Raw genomic sequence first — 18,160 nt, 5'->3', positions numbered from 1 at the left:
TATCTTGCTGGTTCCGACGCCGGATGCGAAAGCCGACGCGGCGGACGTTTGTCGAAGTCGACAGAACGTGCCCTGTCGTTCACCTGCTGTCGACCGCTCGGGACGCACTGTGCGGTATCCCTCACCCGACGACGTGGCCGGGCGTCCTACCATCCGGGGATGAACCAACGGCGGTCAAGTGAGTCCGGTTTTCCGATCAACGGCGTCTACACGGAGGCCGACCTTCCGGAAGAACTGGACTCCCGGCTCGGCAGCCCGGGCGAGTTTCCGTACACCCGGGGTGTCTACCCCACCATGTACACCTCCCGCCCGTGGACGATGCGCCAGTACGCCGGCTTCGGCACCGCCATCGAGTCCAACGCGCGGTACCACCAGTTGTTGCGGGCCGGCACGATGGGCCTCTCGGTCGCGTTCGACCTGCCGACCCAGATGGGCTACGACTCGGACGAGCCGATCGCGCACGGCGAGGTCGGCAAGGTGGGTGTCGCGATCGACTCCATCGAGGACATGCGGCTGCTCTTCGCCGACATTCCACTGGACAAGGTGTCCACCTCGATGACCATCAACGCGCCCGGTTCGGTGCTGCTGCTGCTCTACCAACTCGTCGCCGAGGAGAACGGGGTGCCGGGCACGGCGCTCAACGGCACCATCCAGAACGACATCCTCAAGGAGTACATCGCCCGGGGGACGTACATCTTCCCGCCGAAGCCGTCGCTGCGCCTGGTGGCCGACACGTTCGCGTACTGCCGCAGCGAGGTGCCGAAGTGGAACACCATCTCCATCTCCGGCTACCACATGGCGGAGGCCGGCGCGACGCCCGCGCAGGAGATCGCGTTCACGCTGGCGAACGGGGTGGAGTACGTGCGGGCGGCGCTGGCCGCGGGGCTCGCCGTCGACGACTTCGCGCCCCGGCTGTCGTTCTTCTTCGTGGCCCGCACCACGCTGCTGGAGGAGGTGGCGAAGTTCCGCGCCGCCCGGCGGATCTGGGCTCGGCTGATGCGTGACGACTTCGGCGCCAAGGATCCGAAGTCGATGATGCTGCGGTTCCACACCCAGACCGCGGGCGTGCAGCTCACCGCCCAGCAGCCGGAGGTGAACCTGGTTCGGGTGGCGGTGCAGGGTCTGGGCGCCGTGCTCGGTGGCACCCAGTCGCTGCACACCAACAGCTTCGACGAGGCGATCGCGCTGCCTACCGAGAAGGCGGCCCGGCTCGCGCTGCGTACCCAGCAGGTGCTGGCCTATGAGACGGACCTGACCTCCACCGTCGACCCGTTCGCCGGGTCGTACGTGGTGGAGGCGATGACCGCCGAGATCGAGGCCGCCGCTGTCGAGTTGATGGAGCGGGTGGCCGACCACGGCTCGGCGGTGGACGCGATCGAGGCCGGGTTCCAGAAGCGGGAGATCGAGCAGTCCGCGTACCGGATCGCCCAGGAGATCGACTCGGGGGAGCGGGTGGTGGTCGGGCTCAACCGGTTCACGGTGGACGAGGAGGAGCCGTACGAGCCGCTGCGGGTCGACCCGACGATCGAGGCGGCCCAGGCCGACCGGCTGGCCCGGTTGCGTTCCGAGCGGGACGCCGACGCGGTGGCACGGGCTCTCGCCGATCTTCGGGCCGCCGCCGAGGGTACGGAGAACGTGTTGTACCCGATGAAGGAGGCGCTGCGGGCCCGGGCGACAGTGGGTGAGGTCTGCGGGACGTTGCGTGAGGTATGGGGGTTGTACCGCCCCACCGACCGATTCTGAGCGTCCAGCCGCGACTGCGTGCCTCGGGGCGCGCCGCGACTGCGGCCTCGGGGCGCGGTGTGTCCGGCGCTCTCAGCGGGTATCCGGTCGGTTGAGCCGGGACGCACACCCTGTGCGCCTACGGCGGGTGGGTGCGTGTGAGCGTCCTTATCCGGCTCGTTGCGCTGTGTGGTCGGCTAATTGTCGGAGTGTCAGTTCATCACCCCGACTAATGCGACAATTTGGCAACGGGTCTCCGACTGTCGACCGGGATTCGGGACCGCCGCGACCGGTTACGCGTTGTAGGAGGTGAGGGGCTGATGACGGCATTCGACCGTGATCTACCTGCTGTCCCCCGCCTTGACGAGCGGCCCCAGCAGGGCATACGTGACTCTGCGCGGTCCGATCATTACCGTAACGAGGTTGCGCAGCGTCACCGTCGGAGGTCTAGGCTGTCTGCTGTCCCCGATGATCCATCCATTCCTAGTGATCGAGAATTCGACGTGACGAGTGCGTTGACGCTGCCCACGAGTGGCCAGCTGGCGTCGTCCTGGCCGGAGACGCCACCGGGATCCGAGCCCCTGCCCCGCGAGTTGGACCACCTTCTCGCGCTCCGGGTACCGGGGCTGATCGCTACGCGCCGTCACCTCCACTCGCACCCTGAGCTTTCCGGCAACGAGTTCGAGACGGCCGCGCTGATCGCCCGGGAGCTGTCGCTGGCCGGGCTGAGCCCGCGCCTGCTGCCCAAGGGCAACGGCGTGATCTGCGACGTCAACGGCAGGCCGGACGGCCCGGTAGTGGCGCTGCGCGCCGACATCGACGCGCTGCCGCTGGACGACCCCAAGGACGTCCCGTACCGGTCGACCGTGGAGGGCGTCTGCCACGCCTGCGGGCACGACGTGCACACCTCGGTCCTGCTCGGCGTCGGCATGCTGCTGGCCCAACTCGCCGACCTGGGTGAGCTGGACGGTCGGGTCCGGCTCATCTTCCAGCCGGCCGAGGAGATCCTGCCCTGCGGTTCGCTGGAGGTCATCGAGGCCGGCGGCCTGGACGACGTGGTGCAGATCTTCGCGCTGCACTGCGACCCGAACCTGCCGGTGGGCCAGGTCGGCCTGCGGGTCGGCCCGATCACCGCGGCCGCCGACAACGTGACAGTCCGACTCTCCGGCCCGGGCGGGCACACCGCCCGCCCGCACCTGACCGTCGACATGGTCGACGCGCTCGGTCGGCTGATCACCGAGGTGCCGGCCCTGGTCAGTCGTCGGGTGCCGGCCAACAGCGGCCTGCTGCTGGTCTTCGGCCACGCCTCGGCCGGCACCCGCTACAACGTCATCCCGTCCGAGGCGAGCGCGTCCGGCACCCTCCGGGTGATGGATCGCGACACCTGGGAGAAGGCTCCCAAGATCGTCGCTCAGGTGGTGCGGGACGTGATCGCGCCGACCGGTGCCACTGTCGATCTGGAATACCTGCGCGGCCGGCCGCCGGTGTGCAACGACGCCCGCGCCATCCAGGTGCTGACCGCCGCCACCGCCGCCGCCCTCGGTCCGGACGGGATCGCCGAGACACCGCAGAGCATGGGCGGCGAGGACTTCTCCTGGTACCTGGAGTACGTCCCCGGCGCCCTCGCCCGGCTCGGCGTGGGTCGCGCCGGCCCCAACGTCGACCTGCACCGGGCGAGCTTCGACGTGGACGAGCGGTCCATAGCGGTCGGCGTCCGCGTCATGGTGCAGACCGCGTTGCGGGCACTGGCGGCGGCGCGCTGACCGGCGCGACCAGAGCCGAGGGCTTGCGCCGTCGGCGCAGCACCACCAGCAGCGCCACCAGCGGTACGCCCAGCGCCACCAGCCACGGCAGCAGTGCGCCCAGCACCGTGAGCAGGACGGTCATCGAGACGACGAACGCCTTCCAGCCGCCCCTGAGTCCGACGAGGAAGCCGGTCTCGGCCTTCTCCTCGGTGTCCTTCGCCGCCGGCCCGGCCAGCGACACGGTGATCGTGGAGAGGGCGGTCAGGTCGGCCAGGCGTCGCTTCTTGGCTTCCAGCGAGGCCAGGTCGGCCTCCCGTCGACCCAACTCGTTCTCCAGCGACACCAGGTCGGTGATCGAGGTGGCCCGGGACAGCAACCGGCGGGCGCTCTCCACCCGGGCTCGCTGACTGGTGATCCGGGCCTCCAGGTCGACCGTTTCCTCGGTGACGTCCTGAGTGTTGATCTCCCGGCTCTGCTGCCGACCGAGCTTCGCGATCTCCTCCACCACGCCGGTGAACTTCGCCGCCGGCACCCGCAACTCCAACTCCGCCACCGCGTCGGCGTCGGCGCTGTGCCGCTGGTCGCCGCCGACGAAGCCGCCGGCCCGACCGGCCGCGGCGGTGGCCTCGCGGGCGGCAGAGTCCACATCGTCCACCTGCACCCGCATCTTTCCGGTGTAGATGATCGCCCGCTGGTCGACCCGTAGGTCGGGTGCGCCGGCGCCAGCCCCCTCCGGTGCGCCCGCGGCGGCGTCCCGGTTCACCTCACCGCCGTTGGCGGCTGGCGCCTCGGCCGCCGTGCCCGCGCTGTCCTGCGCCCCGCTGTCGTCGGCTCCGCACCCCGTCAGCGCCAGGGCCGCCGCCAGTGTCGTCGCCGCCAGCAGCGCACTGCGGCGTCGTCCCACCTGTCCGTCCATCCCCGCTCCCATCGTCGTCAACCGGTGTGGCGATAGCTCGGACGCGACGCGCACACCGGCTGGTTCCGGCAGACTGCGCTGAGGACGTCACGATTCGATAATCGAGGAGTCACGATGCGGCTCACCAAGTACGCCCACTCCTGCCTTCGGGTGGAACACGACGGGGGAGTGCTCGTCGTCGACCCCGGGGTGTTCAGCGACGCGGCGGCGGCGCTGGACGGTGCGGACGCGGTGCTGATCACCCACGAACACCCCGACCACCTCGATCTGGCAGCGGTGCGCCTCCAACTCGACCGACAGCCGTTCCCGATCCACGGGCCCGCCTCGCTCGGCGAGGCCCTGGGCGACGCGGCTGACGTGCTGCGCCCGGTCAGCGTCGGTGAGTCGTTCACCGCCGCCGGGGTCGCCGTGCGCGCGTACGGGGGACGACACGCCGTGATCCACCCCGACATCCCGGTGGTCGACAACCTCGGCTACCTGATCAACGACGTGGTCTACCACCCGGGCGACTCCCTGGTCGTGCCCGACGAGACCCCCGTCGACACGCTCTTCGCGCCGATCCACGCCCCCTGGTCGAAGTTTTCCGAGGTGGTCGACTTCATCCGCGCGGTCGCGCCGCGGCGCGCGTACGCCCTGCACGACGCGTTGCTCAACGACAAAGGGCTGGGCGTGCTCGACAGGCAGTACACAGCGCTGTCCGGCACCGAGTACCAGCGACTGGAGCCCGGTAGCCGGGTGGACGTCTGACCCGATGCCCGGCCTCTCCGCGGAGCTGGTGCAGCAGCTCTACCGCACCCCACCGGACCGGTTCGTGGCCGCCCGGGACGCCGCTGTGGCCGAGGCCCGCCGGGCCGGCGACGCGACCACCGCCCGGCAACTGGCCCGGCTGCGTCGCCCGACGGTGGCCGCCTGGTTGGTGAACCTGCTCGCCATCGGACGCCCGGAGCTGGTCGCCGATCTGGTGCAGCTCGCCGACGCCCTGCGAGTCGCCCAGCGTGAGTTGCGGGGGCCCCGACTGCGGGAGCTGTCAGCGCAACGCCGGGCGGTGGTCGGCGCCCTGGTCGCCGAGGTTCGCAAGCTCGCCGCGGCCGAGCCGGACGCGCCACCGGCGAGCCGGCTGCCCCTGGCCGAGGTGGAGGCGACGCTGAACGCGGCGTTCTCCGACGCCGAGGTCGCCGAGCAGGTGCGGGCGGGCCGCCTGCTGCGGGCGGCCAGCTACGCCGGCTTCGGTGAGGTGCCCCGGCCGCAACTGCGGCTGGTCACCGACGATGACGAGGAGCACGAGGAGGAACGCCCGGCCCGCCGACCCGGCCCCCAACGGGGCCGTCCCGAGGCGACCCCCCGTACGGACCGGGCGGCCGAGCGTGCCGAGCAGGCCGAACGGGCCGCACAGCGAGCGGCCCGAGCGGAGCGGGCCCGGCAGCGCCGTGCCCTGGACCGGGAGTTGGCGAAGGCCCAGGCCGACCAGGAGCGGGCGGAGACCGAGCTGACCGAGGCGACCGGGCAGGAGCGCGACGGTGTGGCCGTACTCGATCGCCTTGAGGCCGAGTTGGCCGAGCTGGAGCGGCGGCGCGCGGTCGCCGAGCAGGATCTCAGCCGGGCCAAGCTCGCCCGGCGTGCCGCCGAGCGGGCGGTCACCGTGGCCCGGCGGCGCGCCGGTGAGGTCGAGGCGGCGGTCGAGGCGCTGGCGGCCGAAGAGGGGGATGCGGACGCGGGCGGTGGCGCGGCAGACTGAGCATCGATGGACGACGACGAGTGTGCGCGCCGTACACGGCGAGTGGCCCCGGGTCGGGGCGTGGTCGTGGTCGCCGGGCCGGGTTGCCCGAGCGGGGCGGCGCGGTGACTCCGGAGCAGGTCGCGGCCGCCAGTAAGCCTGTCGTGCTCGACCTGGGCGACGCCTTCAGCCGGGACCCGACCACGTTGCGCCGGGCCCGACTGCTCGGCATCTCCGGCTGGGCCTTCTACATCAGCGGCCGGGCCGGCGCGCTCGGCGGTGTGCGGGCCGAGACGGCCGCCGCCGCCCTCGGGTTCATCGCCCCGGACGCGGTCGCCGACGGTTGGGACGCCGCCGCCCGGGTCGTTGCGCCGTTCGAGGTGGCCGCCGCGAGCCTCGCCGAATGCTGCCGGTGGGGGGCGCAGCAGCTCGGCCCGCTGCCCGGCACCGAGCGCCTGTCGGTGCTCGTCGAGCGGGCGGTGGTGGCGGCGGAGGCCAGTGGGATGCCGCTCTTCGCCGCGTGGCGGGCCATGCCGCTTCCGGATCTCTCACCCGGAGCTCGCAGCGCCGCCGGGCTGCGGCTGCTCCGGGAACACTTCACCGGCGCCTACCTGCTGGCGGTACGCGCGGCCGGGATGACCCCGCTGGAGGCCGTGCTGTCCGGGCCGGAGGGCGAGGCCGGGGCGGTGGCCTGTGGCTGGCCGCCGCCGTACCCGCCGATCGGACCGTTGGTGCGCCGCCGGCTCTGGGCGGAGGCGGTGACCAACCGACTGGCCGCGCCGGCGTTCACGGCCCTCGGGCCCGCCGACGGCGCGGAGTTGGTGGAGTTGCTGCACCGCACCCGGGTCGACCTCGGCTGAGCCTCCCGTCGGCCGGAAAAATGGGCGGCGTCGAAGCGGATCGGCTGCCAGGATGTCCTGCCGTGACCCTTCCCGCTGGTTGGACGACGCGCCGACCCACCCTCGACGACGTGCCGGAGATCCTCGCGGTGGTGCACGCCGCCGACACCTTCGCCATCGGTCATCCCGACTTCGACGCCGAGGACGTCGCGGCGTCACTGACCGCCCCCCACTTCGACCCGACCCGGGACTCCTGGCTGGCCATCGACCCCGACGACACAGTTGTCGGCTGGGCGACGGTGGACAACCCGACCGGGGTGGGCCGGGAGTTCGTGGAGGTCTACGTCGATCCGGTACGGGCCGCCGCCGTCCGCGCGCCGTTGCTGCTGCGCCAACTGGACCGCGTCGCCGAGCGCGCTGCCGAGCGGGGGCTGCCGTCACTCACCGTCCGCTGCGCGGTCTTCGCGCCGGAACGTGACTGGGAACACGCCCTGCGCGGGCTCGGGTTCGCCCTCGTCAAGCGGTACGTCCGGATGAGCCGGCCGCTGGACGACCTGCCCGACGAGCCGGCCGGGCCGTCGGCGGTGACGGTGCGGCCGGTCCGCCCGGACGACGAGACCGATCTGGTGGAGTTCCACCGGATCTACGAGGACGCCTTCGGCGACACCCCGGACCACGAGCCGCTGTCGTACGAGCGGTGGCGGGCCCGGATCGGCGACCTGACCGCCTGGGACGAGTGGTTCGTCGCCGAGGTGGACGGGGTGCCGGTCGGCGCGTTGCAGTCCTCGGACCAGGCGCTCGACCAGCAGTCGGGTTGGGTGAAGAGCCTGTCGGTGCGGTCCGCGTACCGTCGCCGGGGTGTGGGTGCGGCGTTGCTGCGCCGCGCCTTCGCCCGCTACGCCGAGAAGGGGCGGCGCGCGGTCGGCCTGGGCGTCGACCTCACCAACCCGACCGCCCCGCTGTCGCTGTACCGCTCGGTGGGCCTGCGGGAGACCCAGTGGACCGACATGTACGAACTTTCCGTGCCGGCGGCCGGTGTGTGATTGACGACCCCGGTCCGGCCCGACCGGCGCCTCGCTCGACAGCGGTAGCACACTGGGGGCGTGCGATACGCGCTGCTACGCCGAGGCGGTGCCGGTGGGGCGGGCCCGCAGTTCGGTGACGTAGTCGTCCGGGGCGCCCGCCTTCTCGGCGGCGTTCGCGATCTCGGACAGGTACCAGGAGGTCGGCAGGCCACCCTCGTACCCGTTGAAGACGTAGATCCAGGCGGTCACGTCGCCGTCGAGGGTGGAGACCCGGACGTGCAGCTTGCGGTACGTGCCGGCGGTCACCCCCTCGAGTTCGTCGAGTTGGCCCGCGTCGTAGGGGTGGATGTCGTAGAGCGCCACGAACACCCGGTCACCGGGAGACTCGACGAGGGTGCTCACCGCGCCCTCCCAGCCGATCATGTCCGCCCCGGCGAAGGTCAGCCGCCAGCCCTCCAGCCAGCCGGTGCCGACCATCGGCGAATGCGGACAGTAGGCGCGCATCCGGGCGGGATCGAGATTTGAGCCGTAGGCGGCGTGATGACGCACGGCGATGACGATAGCCCGGCCGACGGGTGGGGGAGAATACGACAGTGCGTGTCGAATGCGCTCGGGAGAAGAAAGTCACTGTGAGCATCAACGAAGGGCGAACGCTGTGAGCCGGATCGTGATCATCGGCGGGGGGCCGGCCGGGTACGAGGCGGCACTGGTCGCCGCCCAGCTGGACGCCGATGTCACAGTGGTGGAGGCCGACGGTGCGGGCGGTGCCTGCGTGCTCTCCGACTGCGTACCGTCGAAGACCTTCATCGCCAGCTCGCAGGTGGTCACCGGCTACCGCGACACCGAGGAGTTCGGGGTGCACTCGGACGGCCTGGAGGCGGTCACCGTCGACGCGCGTGCGGTGCACGGGCGGGTCAAGCGGCTGGCCCTGGCGCAGTCTGCGGACATCCACGCCAAGCTGCTGAAGGCGGGAGTCACCTTCGTGGCCGGCACCGCCCGGCTCGGCGAGGACTCCCTCGGGCACACCCACCGGGTCGTCGTCACCCCCGCCGACGGCGCGGAGGAATACTCGATCGACGCGTCCACCGTGCTGGTGGCCACCGGCTCGACGCCCCGTCAGCTGCCCACCGCCGTACCGGACGGTGAGCGCATCCTGACCTGGCGACAGGTGTACGACCTGCCGGAGCTGCCCGAGCACCTGATCGTGGTCGGGTCCGGCGTGACCGGCGCCGAGTTCGCCAGCGCGTACCTGGCGATGGGGGTCGAGGTGACCCTGGTCTCCAGCCGGGACCGGGTGATGCCGCACGAGGACGCCGACGCCGCCTCCGCCATCGAGCGGGTGTTCCGCAACCGGGGCATGGAGATCCTCAACAACTCCCGGGCCGACGCGGTCCGGCGTACCGCCGACGGCGTCGAGGTGGAGCTCTCCGACGGCCGCAAGGTGACCGGCTCACACGCGCTGATCACCGTCGGTTCGATCCCGAACACCGCCAACCTGGGTCTGACCGAGTACGGGGTGGAGCTGGGCCGGGGCGGTTACCTGACCGTCGACCGGGCTTCCCGGACCAACGTGCCCGGCATCTACGCCGCCGGCGACTGCACGGGCGTGCTGCTGCTGGCCAGTGTCGCCGCCATGCAGGGCCGGATCGCCATGTGGCACGCGCTCGGTGAGGCGGTCCGCCCGCTGCGGCTGCGTACCGTCGCGGCGAACGTCTTCACCGACCCCGAGCTGGCCACCGTGGGTGTCTCGCAGGACGAGGTCGACGCGGGCAAGGTGCCGGCCCGGCAGGTGATGCTGCCGTTGTCCGGCAACGCCCGGGCCAAGATGGACGACCTCTCCGACGGTTTCGTGAAGCTGTTCTGCCGTCCCGCCAGCGGTCAGGTGATCGGCGGTGTGGTGGTCGCTCCGAAGGCCAGCGAGCTGATCCTGCCCATCACGATGGCGGTGGAGAACAACCTCACTGTCAACGAGCTGGCCCAGACCATCACCATCTACCCGAGCCTGTCCGGCTCCATCACCGAGGCGGCCCGTCAGCTCATGCTGCACGAGCTGGAGTGACCCGCCGGGTCAGGCTCATCGCCACCGTCACCAGGACCGCCACCTCGGCGAGGATCAGGAGGCGTTCGGCCAGGCCGATGAGCATCCGGTCGCCGGGGTAGGCGGACCAGATCATCGCCGCCGCCAGGGCCAGGCTCAACAGGACCAGGGCGCGTAGCGTCCGGGCGGCGGGCGTCAGGTCGGGTCGGCGGGCGAGCAACCAACCGGCCACCGGCAGCGCCAGGAAGGCGATCACCGACGCGTACCGGTGCAGGTAGGCGGCGGTGGTCATGGCGGTGCCCGGCTCGTTCGTCGGCACCACGGCGGCCAGCAGCAGCCCACCCACCCACGCGCCGAGCAGCAGCTCTGCCGTTCGACCGGAGTGCGGTCGGGGTGGGCTGGCGCGGCGCAGTCCGTAGAGCAACGCCACGGTGGCGAGCGCGAGCACCACCATGGCGATGTCGATGACGCCGCCGCGGTCGGAGACCGCGAAGTCGCTGATGGTCAACGCCCACGGGTTGAGGTCGTCGTTGACTTCGAGGTGGCCGATCACTGTGAGCAGCGCCGCCAGGGCGATCCCGCCCAGGGCCAGCAGGCCGGTACTCCGGGTAACAGGCATACCTCAGCCTGTCGCCGCGGACACCCCACCCGAATCCGGGACAGCCACCGAAATCGACCCCCGGGACCACCCCTAGAGGCCTTCCGGCATTTGGCTGTCACGTGCTTCTGCGCATCCGTGAACTTCCGATGGTCGCGACGACCCTCGCCAGGTCAGGCGACGTTCAGCTGGATGTTCCCAATGCGGGCGACGACGTCGAGATGACCACCCAGGCCGGTGACGTAGGCGCGGAGTGATCCCAGGCTGGTGTGCTCGCCATTCTCGATCTGGCTGATCCTCGCCTGCGTCAGCCCTGCCGCCTCGGCCAACTGCACCTGAGTCATACCCAGGTGCTTGCGGATCTCTGCCAGCTGCGCCCCACTGACCGCTGCCAGCATCTGCTCACGGTGCTGAGCGCGCCGGGAGGTCCTGTCCGGATCTGCCCAGGATGGATCGAGCGCGCGGGCCTTCGCCTTGACTTCCTGCCAGTCAGCTCCATCGGTCATCTCTGTGTTTCCCTCAGCCTGGAGAGGTGCTCCTGAAACCGGTCGTCCGCCAACGGGACCGCCGTCTTGTACCAAGTCTGCCACTGGCCCGACTTGTCGCCAGCGACCAGAAAAACAGCTTCTCGAACGGGATCAAAAGCGAAGATCATGCGGACCTCCGTGGAGCCAGTCGACCCAGGTCGCAGCTCCTTCATATGGTGGAAGATGCTGCCTTTGAGGCGGTCAACCAGGGGACGCCCGAGCGCCGCAGATCCAACGACACTCAGTCGATGGGGACGTCGACGGCGGCGACTGCGGCGGCGGCGCGGGCGTGACGGGCGCTGACCACTGTCATCGCCCAACCGGCGGCGGCGAAGCCGGCGGCCGCGGCGGTGGCGATGATGGCCAGCCGCCAGGCCGACTCGGTCAGGGCGGTGCCGCCCAGGTGCCCGACCAGCGCGCCGTAGGTGGCCCAGCCCAGCGCGGCGACGGCCTCGTAGAGCACGAACAGGCGGTACGGGTAGCGGCTGCGCCCGGCCGAGAAGCAGGCCGCCATCCGCCCGCCGGGCACGAACCGGCAGAGCAGGATGACCAGCGGCCCAGGTTGTCGCAGCCCCTGGGTGACTCGGCTGGCCACCCGGCGGGCGCGGCTCAGCTCGGCGTGCCGGGGTGGCCGCCGATCCGGTGCGCTGCGCCCCAGCAGGTAGCAGGCCAGGTCGCCGGCGAATACGCCGAGCGCGCCGACGGCGATGGTGACCGGCAGGCTGAGCCCGCCGTAGACGGTGAGCGCACCACTGGTGATCATGACGATCTGGGTGGGGATCACCGGCACGAAGGCGTCCGCGATCAGCAGCGCGAGCAGCACCAGGTACGCCCACGTCGGCGACGCTACGTCAGTCAGAAGTTCGGGCACGCCTGCCACCTCGCCGAATGCGGCCGATTGGGTGTCTTGAGCCTGACGTCGTGTCCGGCGTCACGGTGGACGGCCCCGGCCCGTCGTGACCGTCGACACGACTGGGCCACCCAGCCACAACGAGCCCGATCGGTGCCGGGTGACGGTTTCGGAGGCGGTTCCACCCGTTCGAGGCGGGCGGCAGAACGCCGTTCGTCGGCGTACCGTTGTCGGCGCGGCCACGCCCGTCGGGTCCCCCGTTCCTGACGATTCGGCCGCCAGGGCCGCCGGCGGGTCCCGCGCCGGCGGCCCACCCCTCCGCCGCGAAATCCGGGTGCATTCCCGATGGTCGCGCGGGTACGGTCGCCACATGCGCAGCGCGGTAGTGATGACCACGACGCCGGGTGTCCCCGGCGCGCCGCTCTGACGTAACCACAGTCGACCAGGCCCCGGGGCGATCCGCCCCGAGGCCAGCGCGCCGAACGGAGCTCAGGTCGCCTCCGGGTCGTACCCGATCCAGGAGCTCGACATGATCGACCACCGTAGGCTCGGCCGTGAGCTGGACCTCTTCGTCTCCGACCCGCTGGCCGGCGCCGGCCTGCCGATCTGGCTGCCGGCCGGTGCCGCCGCCCGGCATGCCGTCGAGGAGTACGTCCGGGAGTTGGAGCGCCGCTCCGGCCACCAGCACGTCTACTCGCCGCCGCTGGGCAAGCGGGAACTCTTCGAACTCTCCGGTCATCTCGGCTACTTCGCCGACGACATGTTCCCGCCGATGCGGCTGAGCGCCGACGACGAGTTCGTGCTCCGGCCGGCGCTCTGCCCGCACCACGCGCTGGTCTTCCGGGCGCGGGGCCGTTCCTACCGGGAGTTGCCGTTGCGGATCGCGGAGCTGGGCGGGATGTACCGCTCGGAGCGCTCCGGTGTGCTCGGCGGGCTGTCCCGGGTACGCGCCATCTCGCTCAACGACGCGCACACCTTCTGCGCCCCCGAGCAGGTCGGCGCGGAGGTCGTCGAGATCCTCGGGCTGATCCGTGCCGCGCACGCCGCGCTCGGTGTCCGGCCGGCCGGGTTCCGGCTGTCGCTGCGCGGGCCGGGCGAGAAGTACGTCGGCGACGACGCCCAGTGGGCCCGCGCCGAGGAGTTGCTTCGGGAGGCGCTGGCCGGGATGGAGTACGTCGAGGCACCGGGGGAGGCTGCCTTCTACGGTCCGAAGATCGACATCCAGATCGTCGACGCCGCCGGCCGGGAGTCGACCATCTCCACCGTTCAACTGGACTTCGACAAGCCGGAACGGTTCGACCTGTCGTACACCGACTCGGACGGCAGCCGGCGTCGCCCGGTGATGGTGCACCGCAGCCTGGTCGGCAGCATGGAGCGGCTGTTCGCGTACCTCATCGAGGTGCACGAGGGGGCCTTTCCCGCCTGGTACGCGCCCGTTCAGTTGGTGCTGCTGCCCGTCGACGACGGCCAGGCCGACGCGGCGGCCGACCTGGCCCGACGGGCTCGCGACGCCGGCCTGCGGGTCGAGGTCGACGTCGCCGGCTCGCTGGGCGCCCGGGTACGGGACGCGGTCCGCCGCCGCGTCCCGTACCTCGGAGTGCTGGGGGCCCGGGAGGTGGCCGACGGGCACCTCGCGCTGCGCCTGCGCGGCGGCCGCGCCCTGGCTCCGATGCCCGCCGACGCGGCTCTCGCCCTGATCGGCGGGCAGGTCGACGCCCGCGCGACCGACCTGCTGCCGTCGGACTGACACGCCCACCGATCGTCTCGCGCGCACGGCCGCCCGACCTCAGACCGATGCCGGTTGGGCGGCCGGTTCCTCGTCGACCACAGCGCCGGTGAACTGGGAGCGGTAGAGCCGGTGGTACGCGCCCTGGGCGGCGAGCAACTGCTCGTGAGTGCCCTGCTCGACGATCCGGCCGTCCTCCATCATCAGGATCAGGTCGGCGTCGCGGATGGTGGACAGCCGGTGCGCGATGACGAAGCTGGTCCGGTCCGAGCGCAGCGCGGCCATCGCCCGTTGCAGCAGCACCTCGGTACGGGTGTCCACCGAGCTGGTGGCCTCGTCGAGGATCAGCAGCGACGGCTCGGCGAGGAACGCCCGCGCGATGGTGATGAGCTGCTTCTCGCCGGCGCTGACGTTGCTGCCCTCCTCGTCGATGACGGTGTCGTAACCGTCGGGCAGGCTGCGCACGAACCGGTCCACGAAGGTGGCCCGGGCGGCGGCGAGGATCTCCTCCTCGGTGGCGTCCGGTCGCCCGTAGGCGATGTTGTCCCGGATGGTGCCGCCGAACAGCCAGGTGTCCTGGAGCACCATGCCGATCCGGCCGCGCAGGTCGTCGCGGCGCATCGTGGTGATGTCCACCCCGTCGAGCGTGATCCGGCCCGCGTCCAGCTCGTAGAACCGCATCACCAGGTTGACCAGGGTGGTCTTGCCGGCGCCGGTCGGGCCGACGATGGCCACTGTGTGTCCGGGCTCGGCGACCAGCGAAAGGTCGTCGATCAGCGGCTTGTCCGGCTCGTAGCGGAACGAGACGTGCTCGAACTCGACCCGACCGTGCGGGTCGGTGACCCGGGCCGGCGCGACCGGGTCGGGGGTCTGCTCGTCCGCGTCGAGCACCGCGAAGACCCGCTCGGCCGACGCCACCCCGGACTGGAGCAGGTTGGCCATCGAGGCGAGCTGGGTGAGCGGCTGGGTGAACTGGCGGGAGTACTGGATGAACGCCTGCACGTCGCCGAGGCTCATCGTGCCGGAGGCGACCCGCAGCCCACCGACCACGGCGATCGCCACGTAGCTCAGGTTTCCGATGAACATCATCGACGGCATGATGATCCCGGAGATGAACTGCGCCCCGAAGCTGGCCCGGAACAACTCCTCGTTCTTCGCGTGGAACGCGGCCTCGACCTCACGCTGCCGGCCGAAGACCTTCACCAGCTCGTGGCCGGTGTACGCCTCCTCGATCTGGCCGTTCAACTCGCCGGTGTGCGTCCACTGGGCGATGAACTGCTTCTGCGAGCGCTTGGCGATGCGCTGGGTCACCAGCACCGACAACGGCACCGCGACCAGGGCCACCAGGGCCAGCACCGGCGAGATCCAGAACATCACGGCCAGCACGCCGACGACGGTCAGCAGCGAGGTGAGCAGCTGGCTGAGGGTCTGCTGGAGGCTGGTGGAGATGTTGTCGATGTCGTTCGTGACCCGGCTGAGCAGCTCACCGCGCGGCTGCCTGTCGAAGTAGGGCAGCGGCAGCCGGTTGAGCTTCTCTTCCACCTCGGCGCGCAGCCGCAGCACCGTGCGCTGGACCACCCCGTTGAGCAGCCAACCCTGCCACCAGGACAGCAGGCTCGCCGCCAGGTACAGCCCGAGCGCCAGCAGCAGCACCCGACTCAGCGCGTGGAAGTCGATGCCCACCCCGGGCACCACGTCCATCCTGGCCAGCATGTCGGCGAAGCTGTTGTTGCCGCTGGCCCGGGCCGCCGCGACGGCCTGCTCGGCGGTGGTGCCGGCGGGCAGTTGCCGGCCGATCACCCCAGTGAAGATCAGGTCGGTGGCGTGGCCGAGGATCTTCGGTCCGGCCACGCTGAACCCGACGCTCACCAGGGCCAACGTGATGATCGCGGCCAGGTGCAGCCGGTGCGAGCGCAGCCGGCCGAGCAACCGCCGGGCCGACGGGCCGAAGTTCATCGACTTCTCGGCGGGCATTCCGGCGCTCATCCATCCCGGACCGCCGCCCTGACGGCCGGGTGGCAGCCGCTTCGGCGTCGGCGCGGTCTCCCCGCCGGTCCCCGGCGCGGTCTCCCCGCCGGTCCCGGGCGCGGTCTCCTCGCCGGGTTGTCGCGCGGTCTCATCCGGCGTCCGTCCGTCGCCGGCCGGCTTCTGACTGGGTACGGCCGCGGCGCGCGACTCGTCACGCTCGCTCATGCCGCCACCTCCGTGGTCTGCTGCGAGGCCACGATCTCGGCGTACGTCGGGCAGGTGTCCAACAACTCCGCATGTCGTCCCACTCCGACGACCCCTCCGTTTTCCAGGACGATGATCTGATCGGCGTCGATGATCGTGGAGACCCGCTGGGCGACGATCACCACCGCCGCCTGCGCGGTGACCGGCCGCAGGGCCGCTCGCAGCCGCGCGTCGGTGCCCAGGTCGAGCGCGGAGAACGAGTCGTCGAAGAGGTAGATCTCCGGTTGCCGGACCAGGGCCCGGGCGATGGCCAGGCGCTGCCGCTGCCCACCGGAGACGGTGGTGCCGCCCTGCGCGATCGGGGCGTCCAACCCGCCGGGCATCTGGGCCACGAAGTCGCGGGCCTGGGCGATCTCCAGCGCCGACCACAGCTCCTCGTCCGTGGCGTCCGGGTTGCCGTAGCGCAGGTTGCTGGCGACCGTTCCGGTGAACAGGTACGGCCGCTGCGGCACCAGGCCGATGCGTCGCCACAGCTCGTCCGGCGCCAACTCCCGCACGTCCACCCCGTCGACCAGCACCGCGCCGTCGGTGACGTCGACCAGGCGGGGGATCAGGGACAGCAGCGTCGTCTTGCCCGCGCCGGTGCTGCCGATGATCGCCGTGGTGGTGCCCGGCGTCGCCCGGAAGGAGATGTCGCGCAGCACCGGCTCCACCGCGCCCGGGTACTGGAAGCGCACCCCGCGCAACTCCAACTCGGCTCGGCTGGGCAGCTCGGTGACCGGCACGGTGGCCGGGACCACCGAGGAGTCGGTGTCCAGCACCTCGACGATCCGCTCGGCGCAGACCGCTGCCCTCGGCACCATCATCAGCATGAAGGTGGCCATCATGACCGCCATCAGGATCTGCATCAGGTACTGGAGGAACGCGGTGAGCGCGCCGATCTGGATCGCGCCGGCGTCCACCCGCTGCGCGCCGAACCAGAGCACGGCCACGCTGGAGACGTTCAGCACCAGCATGACCACCGGGAAGATCAACGCCAGCAACCGGCCGGTACGCAGCGCGGTCGCGGTCAGGTCGGCGTTGGCGACGGCGAAGCGGTCCGTCTCGTACGGCTCCCGGACGAACGCGCGGACCACCCGGATGCCGGTGATCTGCTCCCGCAGCACCCGGTTGACAGTGTCGATGCGGGTCTGCATCAGCCGGAAGCCCGGCACCATCCGACGGATGATCGCGCCGAGGGTGATGGCCAGCACCGGGACGCTGACCAGCATCAGCCAGGAGAGCCCGACGTCCTCACGCAACGCCATGAACACGCCGCCGACGCTCATGATCGGTGCGGCGACGAGCATCGTGCAGCTCATCAGCACGAGCATCTGCACCTGCTGCACGTCGTTGGTGTTGCGGGTGATCAGCGACGGTGCCCCGAACCGGGCCACCTCGCGGGCGGAGAAGCGGTTGACGTGCCCGAACAGTTCGGCGCGTACGTCACGGCCGAAGCCCATCGCGACCCGGGCACCCAGGTAGACAGCCGCGATGGAGCAGACGATCTGGATCAGGCTGACCAGCAGCATCCAGCCACCGGTGCGCACGATGTAGTCGGTGTCGCCCCGGGCCACACCCTGGTCGATGATGTCCGCGTTGAGGCTGGGCAGGTAGAGCGAGGCCATGGTGCCCACGAACTGGAGCAGCACGACCGCCAGCAACGGTCTCTGATAGGTGCGCAGTTGGCCGCGCAGGAGTCGGATCAGCACGCCGGGTCCTTCGTTTCGCTAGGGCGTCCGGTCATCCGCGGGTCGTCTCCGCTGCCGATGACCTCAAGCAGGAACTCCCGGATCACCTGGGCCTTCGCCGGGTCGGCGTCGACCGAGGTGAGGGGCCGTCCGGAGTGCATGAGCGCGTCGAGCGCTGCCACCCGTTCCCGCCCGGCGGGGGTGATGGCGAGTCGGATGCTGCGTCGGTCGTTGTCGTCGCGCTGCCGCTCGACCAGGCCGTCGCGCTCAAGCGTGTCGACGATGCCGGTCAGGGTCGCCGGGCGGACGAACCCCTTCTCGGCGACCGCTCGGTGCGGCAACTCGCCGTGCCGGGCGAGCGTCATCAGGGTGATCATGCCGGCCTGGGTGAGGCCGTGCTCCTCGGCGAGGTAGCGGTTCCACCGCTGCCCGACCAGGTGCCCGGCCACCACCAGCAGTCGGCCGAGCGGCACGTCCTGGAGGGTCACGAGTTCCACGAGAAGCAGGTTAGCCCCCTGATAGTCAGGGGCCAAACGAAATTGCCGTAGCGGTGGCCAC

Annotated in this window: 17 protein-coding genes; 8 read left to right on the top strand and 9 right to left on the bottom strand. The window is 71.2% G+C overall.

Annotated elements, in window-relative coordinates; translation table 11 throughout:
• The first annotated feature begins 159 nt into the window (after positions 1-159).
• Positions 160-1,743 (top strand): methylmalonyl-CoA mutase, encoded by a 1,584-nt coding sequence (locus tag ACFYPG_RS07615; RefSeq protein WP_387350989.1) that lies wholly within the window; start codon positions 160-162, stop codon positions 1,741-1,743.
• 482 nt (positions 1,744-2,225) lie between these two features.
• Positions 2,226-3,485 (top strand): amidohydrolase, encoded by a 1,260-nt coding sequence (locus ACFYPG_RS07610; RefSeq protein ID WP_355009483.1) that lies wholly within the window; start codon positions 2,226-2,228, stop codon positions 3,483-3,485.
• Here the strand turns inward: ACFYPG_RS07610 and ACFYPG_RS07605 are convergent.
• Entirely contained in the window at positions 3,442-4,404 is a 963-nt protein-coding gene (locus ACFYPG_RS07605; protein ID WP_387350988.1) for a DUF4349 domain-containing protein, read from the bottom strand. The two genes, ACFYPG_RS07610 and ACFYPG_RS07605, sit on opposite strands and share 44 nt — an antisense overlap.
• Before the next feature lie 93 nt (positions 4,405-4,497).
• On the opposite strand from ACFYPG_RS07605, the gene ACFYPG_RS07600 reads away from it, so the two are divergent.
• From ACFYPG_RS07600 to ACFYPG_RS07585, 4 genes are all read left to right on the top strand, one after another.
• Entirely contained in the window at positions 4,498-5,130 is a 633-nt protein-coding gene (locus tag ACFYPG_RS07600) for an MBL fold metallo-hydrolase (protein ID WP_387350987.1), read from the top strand.
• Positions 5,131-5,134: 4 nt separating this feature from the next.
• Positions 5,135-6,118, top strand: a complete 984-nt coding sequence (locus ACFYPG_RS07595; RefSeq protein WP_387350985.1) for a hypothetical protein — start codon at positions 5,135-5,137, stop codon at positions 6,116-6,118.
• A gap of 104 nt (positions 6,119-6,222) precedes the next feature.
• Positions 6,223-6,957 (top strand): hypothetical protein, encoded by a 735-nt coding sequence (locus tag ACFYPG_RS07590; protein ID WP_387350984.1) that lies wholly within the window; start codon positions 6,223-6,225, stop codon positions 6,955-6,957.
• A gap of 62 nt (positions 6,958-7,019) precedes the next feature.
• A complete protein-coding gene (locus ACFYPG_RS07585; protein WP_387350982.1) occupies positions 7,020-7,979 on the top strand; it encodes a GNAT family N-acetyltransferase in 960 nt (319 codons plus the stop codon).
• Between the two features lie 75 nt (positions 7,980-8,054).
• Here ACFYPG_RS07585 and ACFYPG_RS07580 read toward each other — a convergent pair whose 3' ends face one another.
• Positions 8,055-8,510, bottom strand: a complete 456-nt coding sequence (locus tag ACFYPG_RS07580; RefSeq protein ID WP_355009477.1) for a gamma-glutamylcyclotransferase — start codon at positions 8,508-8,510, stop codon at positions 8,055-8,057.
• Between the two features lie 106 nt (positions 8,511-8,616).
• On the opposite strand from ACFYPG_RS07580, the gene ACFYPG_RS07575 reads away from it, so the two are divergent.
• Positions 8,617-10,020 (top strand): NAD(P)H-quinone dehydrogenase, encoded by a 1,404-nt coding sequence (locus ACFYPG_RS07575; protein ID WP_355009476.1) that lies wholly within the window; start codon positions 8,617-8,619, stop codon positions 10,018-10,020.
• On the opposite strand, the gene ACFYPG_RS07570 is transcribed toward ACFYPG_RS07575, so the two are convergent.
• The 4 genes from ACFYPG_RS07570 to ACFYPG_RS07555 form a co-directional block, all read right to left on the bottom strand.
• The gene (locus ACFYPG_RS07570) at positions 9,998-10,618 is read right to left on the bottom strand and encodes a DUF998 domain-containing protein (protein ID WP_355009475.1); all 621 of its coding nucleotides are present in this window, start codon (positions 10,616-10,618) and stop codon (positions 9,998-10,000) included. The genes ACFYPG_RS07575 and ACFYPG_RS07570 overlap by 23 nt on opposite strands.
• Before the next feature lie 152 nt (positions 10,619-10,770).
• Positions 10,771-11,103 carry a helix-turn-helix transcriptional regulator gene (locus ACFYPG_RS07565; protein ID WP_355009474.1) on the bottom strand — a complete coding sequence of 111 codons (333 nt, stop codon included), beginning with the start codon at positions 11,101-11,103 and terminating at the stop codon, positions 10,771-10,773.
• Positions 11,100-11,444: a type II toxin-antitoxin system RelE/ParE family toxin gene (locus tag ACFYPG_RS07560; RefSeq protein WP_387350979.1), complete on the bottom strand. Its 345-nt coding sequence runs from the start codon at positions 11,442-11,444 to the stop codon at positions 11,100-11,102. The genes ACFYPG_RS07565 and ACFYPG_RS07560 overlap by 4 nt, the downstream gene beginning before the upstream one ends.
• Positions 11,366-11,995, bottom strand: coding sequence for a DedA family protein (locus tag ACFYPG_RS07555; RefSeq protein WP_112732530.1), 630 nt, complete (start codon positions 11,993-11,995; stop codon positions 11,366-11,368). The genes ACFYPG_RS07560 and ACFYPG_RS07555 overlap by 79 nt, the downstream gene beginning before the upstream one ends.
• Positions 11,996-12,503: 508 nt before the next feature.
• On the opposite strand from ACFYPG_RS07555, the gene thrS reads away from it, so the two are divergent.
• Positions 12,504-13,721, top strand: coding sequence for a threonine--tRNA ligase (gene thrS, locus ACFYPG_RS07550; RefSeq protein WP_387350977.1), 1,218 nt, complete (start codon positions 12,504-12,506; stop codon positions 13,719-13,721).
• Between the two features lie 39 nt (positions 13,722-13,760).
• Here thrS and ACFYPG_RS07545 read toward each other — a convergent pair whose 3' ends face one another.
• Genes ACFYPG_RS07545 through ACFYPG_RS07535 form a run of 3 tightly spaced genes read right to left on the bottom strand, consistent with a single transcriptional unit; the run spans position 13,761 to position 18,099 of the window.
• Complete coding sequence (locus tag ACFYPG_RS07545; protein ID WP_387350976.1) at positions 13,761-15,893, bottom strand: ABC transporter ATP-binding protein; 2,133 nt, start codon at positions 15,891-15,893, stop codon at positions 13,761-13,763.
• The gene (locus tag ACFYPG_RS07540) at positions 15,890-17,623 is read right to left on the bottom strand and encodes an ABC transporter ATP-binding protein (protein ID WP_355009472.1); all 1,734 of its coding nucleotides are present in this window, start codon (positions 17,621-17,623) and stop codon (positions 15,890-15,892) included. The genes ACFYPG_RS07545 and ACFYPG_RS07540 overlap by 4 nt, the downstream gene beginning before the upstream one ends.
• Positions 17,617-18,099, bottom strand: a complete 483-nt coding sequence (locus ACFYPG_RS07535) for a MarR family winged helix-turn-helix transcriptional regulator (RefSeq protein WP_387350973.1) — start codon at positions 18,097-18,099, stop codon at positions 17,617-17,619. Before ACFYPG_RS07535 ends, ACFYPG_RS07540 begins: the two co-directional genes overlap by 7 nt.
• Positions 18,100-18,160: the final 61 nt, after the last annotated feature.

This window comes from Micromonospora sp. NPDC005553, assembly GCF_042871765.1.
GTDB lineage: Bacteria > Actinomycetota > Actinomycetes > Mycobacteriales > Micromonosporaceae > Micromonospora.
The sequence above is the reverse complement of the archived record's forward strand: the minus strand, read 5'-3'. Positions and strand labels throughout refer to the sequence as shown.

Excerpts from the sequence above, each read along its gene's own strand:
- ACFYPG_RS07565 (WP_355009474.1), bottom strand. The coding sequence starts at position 11,103 with ATGACCGATGGAGCTGACTGGCAGGAAGTCAAGGCGAAGGCCCGCGCG.
- ACFYPG_RS07570 (WP_355009475.1), bottom strand. The coding sequence starts at position 10,618 with ATGCCTGTTACCCGGAGTACCGGCCTGCTGGCCCTGGGCGGGATCGCC.
- ACFYPG_RS07615 (WP_387350989.1), top strand. The coding sequence starts at position 160 with ATGAACCAACGGCGGTCAAGTGAGTCCGGTTTTCCGATCAACGGCGTC.
- ACFYPG_RS07600 (WP_387350987.1), top strand. The coding sequence starts at position 4,498 with ATGCGGCTCACCAAGTACGCCCACTCCTGCCTTCGGGTGGAACACGAC.
- ACFYPG_RS07595 (WP_387350985.1), top strand. The coding sequence starts at position 5,135 with ATGCCCGGCCTCTCCGCGGAGCTGGTGCAGCAGCTCTACCGCACCCCA.
- ACFYPG_RS07545 (WP_387350976.1), bottom strand. The coding sequence starts at position 15,893 with ATGAGCGAGCGTGACGAGTCGCGCGCCGCGGCCGTACCCAGTCAGAAG.
- thrS (WP_387350977.1), top strand. The coding sequence starts at position 12,504 with ATGATCGACCACCGTAGGCTCGGCCGTGAGCTGGACCTCTTCGTCTCC.